The sequence below is a fragment of the Shewanella canadensis genome (assembly GCF_003966225.1).
In the GTDB taxonomy this organism is placed as follows: Bacteria; Pseudomonadota; Gammaproteobacteria; order Enterobacterales; family Shewanellaceae; genus Shewanella; species Shewanella canadensis.
In genome coordinates this window covers 1-5405 of record NZ_RXNU01000031.1, presented here as the reverse complement: position 1 = coordinate 5405, position 5405 = coordinate 1, and the positions used below count along the sequence as shown (strand labels likewise).

The following is a 5405-nucleotide window of genomic DNA, read 5'->3' as shown; positions in this document are numbered from 1 at the left end:
ATACCGCCGGTTTAGATCTGGATTTCCTCGCCGACGGTGAAACCATCACCTTCAGCTACACCATTACCGCCACCGATAATAATGGGGCGTTCGCCACCGATGTTGTCAGCTTTACCATCACAGGTACCAATGATCTCCCAGAAATAGATGCAACGACTGCAATAAATGTATCTGAAGAGGGATTACTCTATGGCTTAATTGATGACCTTCCGGTTCCAGATGATACGACTAACCTGGTAACCGCAAATGGAACCATCAGTTTTACAGATGTAGATAGTGACACGTTTGTTTTGACCTTAAGTGGACCTAGCGGGCTTACATCTGGCGGAGTTGATGTGGACGACTGGGTTTGGGATGGAACAATCCTTACCGGAAGAACAGCTCAAGGCACTGTTGTTATGACTGTCACGTTAGGTGCAGTTAGCTCAGATGGAAATAATGGATACAGTGTAATTTATACCATGCTCTTACTTGCTCCATTAGATCATCCATTTAACGATAACACCGAACTGTCTATGCCTATTGAATTTGGGGTCAATATTTCTGATGAACTGAATAGCAGTGTAGATACAACATTCATTGTTAATATTGAAGATGACTCACCAGTTGATCAATTAAACCCATTGGCAGCCCCCGAGATATATAACGCTATAGGTCAATATATCACAGGGGATCTATTCGCACCTGGAGCCGATAGATTCGGAAACGTAACCTTTGACGTAACTCAAAACGTAAAAGACAACCTTCTTCATGAGGGCTCATTACTATCCTACACTATGGTAGGTAACACACTTGTCGCGAAGTCATTAGCCGACGGCACTACCGTAGTATTTACACTAACGGCAGTTCCTGACGGAAACGGAAATTATGATTATAAGCTGGTAATGTTTGAAGATATTCAACTTAATTTCACTGTTTCTTATGACCTGACAACCGCTCCTGCAGGTAACAATGATGCTTACTACGTCGATGGCAATGGTGAGATTTTCTCTCAAGGTAATGAGGCGATAAACCTCATCGCGACAATGACAGGTACCGATGGAGGATTAGCTGAAAGTATCAACTCCAATAATCATGGTGTTGGTGTCGGTGACAAGACCTCCATTGACTCCGGTGAGTCGATTAAATTTGATTATGGTAATGGAACAAGTGTCGCGATTATTGAGCTCGGTGCCAATAGTAATGGTAATCATACTGGCATCGGCGTTTTCAGTAATTTCTATTACATCATTTCATATGTTGGCGGTGGAGTGTCAGATCCAATACTTGGAACAATTGATGGCGAGAATGGCGATGGCACCTTTGAGATAAATGAAACTGCACTAAACGGCAATAACATTTTATCTATCGAAATCTTTCATGCGATTGATGATAGTACAGATTTCCAAGTGATAGGTGTTTCCTCAAACGGAATAATAACTGAGCTCCCCATTGACCTCGACTTTACATACACCGCCGAAGATACTGATGGCGACAATGTATTCGAAGTAGATGAATTTGGCAATTTCACTATAACCTTAAATCCTGCCCCAGATTTAGAAGACTACAATGCAATAGTTGGAACAGACGCTCCAAACGTACTCCTTGGCACAGCTGATGCCGACTATATCTTTGGTGGTTTAGGTGACGACACCATAACAGGTGGATTAGGGGCCGATCTTCTTATAGGTGGAGAAGGTTCAGACACCATAGATGCAGGTCTTGATTCTGATATTGACACACTCATCTGGGAAATAGGCTCCGCAGACGGTAGCACAGATATTATTCAAAACTTCCATTATGACCATGAAGATGTGCTCAATCTATCAGATGTGTTGGTTAATGAAGAAGCTGGCTCTTTGGAAAACTTCCTCTCATTTAACTTCGTCGCAGGCAATACTGAAATATCTCTGGATACTAACGGATCTGCTGCAGGAGGAGAGACCCTAACAATCACACTAGAAGGAGTCGATCTATTTACTGAATATGGAGTCACTATTGATGGAGATTATGATAACGCTGATTACGCTGTCATCATTGCAGGCTTAATCGATGACGACGCACTGATAATTGACGTTCCATAATCAACTAACAGGATAAAGGTGCACCTCTTTACACTAAAAACGAAGAAAAGTGCACTCAACCGAGCTAAGCAACTGTAACGAAGCCACTATATTTAGTGGCTTTGTCGTATCTAAAACACGAACTTTATCAAAAGCTAATACAAAAGTGGTATTTCACGGCCCCAAACTGTCAAAAAATTGACCAGTACAGATACATACGTTAAGATTTCTGGTCGTATGTTTGTATTGCTGCCTCTTTTGGATGTGAAGTTTTTATCAGGGCTGCACGGTTAATGTTTACTCGATTGGAGTTATGAATGAAATCTTTAGTTACTGCACAACACGGACAGGTTTTGCTTGCTAATGGAAATGTCACGATAGAAATTGCTAATGGCAAGCAAAATATTGCTCCTGGTGAACAGCTACCAAAAGGCTCTACTCTGTACATTGAAGATGGCGCAGAGGTTGAAATAGCTTTTGAAGATGGCACAACATACTCCAACCTATCATCTGCGTCCCAAGATTCTGAAGAGACGATGGCTGATAGCGATTTTAGTGCTTTAGACGAGATTCAAGCACTGCAAGACCTCATCGCTTCAGGCGAAGATCCCACCGCAGGCCTCCCCGATACAGCAGCTGGCGCAGGAACTGCCGGTAACCAAGGCGGCACAGATTTTGTTTCTGTAGCCCGAAGCGGCGGAGAAACCATAGCTTCATCAGGATTTTCAACAGATGGCGTCACCCAAAGTGAATTTACTGCTGCCAGCAACCTCAACGAAAGCGTAGTAGATAATCCCTCAGAGTTAATCAATGACATCACGACTATCGATGAAGACGGCGTTGCAACGGGTAATGTCTTAGGTAATGACTCAGATGTAGATAACGATCTTACTGTTACCAGCTTTGAAGTTGACGGCAACACCTATACGGCTGGCACTGAGGTCACGCTTGAAGGCGGAACTTTAGTCATCAGTGAAGACGGTAGTTACACCTTCACACCTAATGAGAACTGGAACGGCTCAGTTCCCGTTATCGCCTACACCACTAATACGGGTTCAACAGCCACTTTGACCATAGTAGTAAACGCTGTCGATGACCCAAGCATTGTCGTTAACGACAGCAACACCATCGATGAAGGTAGTGTCGCAACAGGCAATGTCTTAGATAATGACTCAGATATAGATAGCGACCTCACGGTAGCTAGCTTCGAAGTTAACGGCGAAGGTTACACAGCCGGCACCACTGTCGAACTAGAAGGCGGTTCATTAGTCATTAATGAAGATGGATCTTACGTCTTCACACCTAATGACAACTGGAACGGCACCGTTCCTGTGATCACCTACACCACCAACACAGGTTCTACAGCAACGCTGACTTTAGAGGTCACTCCTGTAGATGACCCAAGCGTGCTGGCTAATGACAGCAATACTATCGATGAAGACAGTGTCGCCACAGGCAACGTATTAGATAACGACTCTGATATCGACAGTGACCTCACGGTTGCCAGTTTCGAAGTTAACGGCGAAAGCTACACAGCCGGCACCACTGTCGAACTTGAAGGCGGTTCATTAGTGATTAATGAAGATGGCTCTTATATCTTCACCCCTAATGATAACTGGAATGGTTCTGTCCCGGTCATTACCTACACGACGAGTACGGGTTCTTCAGCGACGCTGACTTTAGAAGTCACGCCAGTAGATGATCCAAGTGGTCTTGCTAACGACAGCAATACTTTCGATGAAGACAGTGTCGCTACGGGCAACGTCTTAGATAACGACTCTGATATCGACAGTGATATCGACAGTGACCTCACTGTTGCCAGTTTTGAAGTTAATGGCACCAGCTATACAGCAGGCACTACTGTCGAACTAGAAGGCGGTTCATTAGTCATTAATGAAGATGGCTCTTATACCTTCACGCCAAATGATAACTGGAACGGTACGGTTCCGGTCATTACCTACACCACTAATACTGGCTCTACCGCGACCCTGACTTTAGAAGTCACGCCAGTAGATGACCCAAGCGTGCTGGCTAATGACAGCAATACTATCGATGAAGACAGTGTCGCCACAGGCAACGTATTAGATAACGACTCTGATATCGACAGTGACCTCACGGTTGCCAGTTTCGAAGTTAACGGCGAAAGCTACACAGCCGGCACCACTGTCGAACTTGAAGGCGGTTCATTAGTGATTAATGAAGATGGTTCTTACACCTTCACGCCAAATGACAACTGGAACGGCTCTGTCCCGGTCATTACCTACACGACGAGTACGGGTTCTTCAGCGACGCTGACTTTAGAAGTCACGCCAGTAGACGGCCCAAGCGTGCTTGCTAACGACAGCAATACTATCGATGAAGACAGTGTCGCCACAGGCAACGTATTAGATAACGACTCTGATATCGACAGTGACCTCACTGTTGCCAGTTTCGAAGTTAACGGCGAAAGCTATACAGCCGGCACCACTGTCGAACTAGAAGGCGGTTCATTAGTCATTAATGAAGATGGCTCTTACGTCTTCACCCCTAATGATAACTGGAACGGCTCTGTCCCGGTCATTACCTACACGACGAGTACGGGTTCTTCAGCGACGCTGACTTTAGAAGTCACGCCAGTAGATGATCCAAGCGTGCTTGCTAACGACAGCAATACTATCGATGAAGACAGTGTCGCCACAGGCAACGTGTTAGATAATGACTCCGATATCGACAGTGATCTCACTGTTGCCAGCTTCGAAGTTAACGGCGAAAGCTATACCGCAGGCAGCACTGTCGAACTCGAAGGTGGCTCATTAGTCATTAATGAAGATGGATCTTACGTCTTCACACCTAATGACAACTGGAACGGCACCGTTCCTGTGATCACCTACACCACCAACACAGGTTCTACAGCAACGCTGACTTTAGAAGTCACGCCAGTAGATGACCCTGCAACTATTGCAATAAACGACACAGACAAAGGCACGGTCACCGAAGATGGCGCGGTGGATGAGAATGAAACTACCGTACAAGTCACTGGTGGCAAACTCGATGTCACCGACGCAGATACCGGCGAAGCCGTATTCCAAACCCAAACCGAGGTGGCTGATGGCGACTTTGGTTTCTTCAGTATCGATGAAAGCGGCAACTGGACGTACACTCTCAACAACGACCACGATGCGGTGCAATCGTTGCCTGAAGGCGAAACTGAAATCCGCACCATTACGGTCACCAGTGCCGATGGCACTGCGACGCACACCGTAACGATTACCATTGTGGGCGCTAATGACCCGGCTGATATCACTGTCGGTCAAGGCGATAGCGATCTGGGTACCGTCACTGAAGACGGTCTTGATGACGGCAATGCACTCACGGTTGAATCTG

Annotated in this window: 2 protein-coding genes; both read left to right on the top strand. The window is 45.7% G+C overall.

Annotation, left to right across the window (positions count from 1 at the left end):
• A partial coding sequence (locus tag EKG38_RS24545) for a type I secretion C-terminal target domain-containing protein (protein WP_126523508.1) occupies nucleotides 1-2063 on the top strand: 2063 nt, incomplete at its 5' end.
• Between the two features lie 296 nt (nucleotides 2064-2359).
• Nucleotides 2360-5405 (top strand): retention module-containing protein (locus EKG38_RS24540; protein ID WP_126523507.1); only part of this gene is annotated, 3046 nt, incomplete at its 3' end.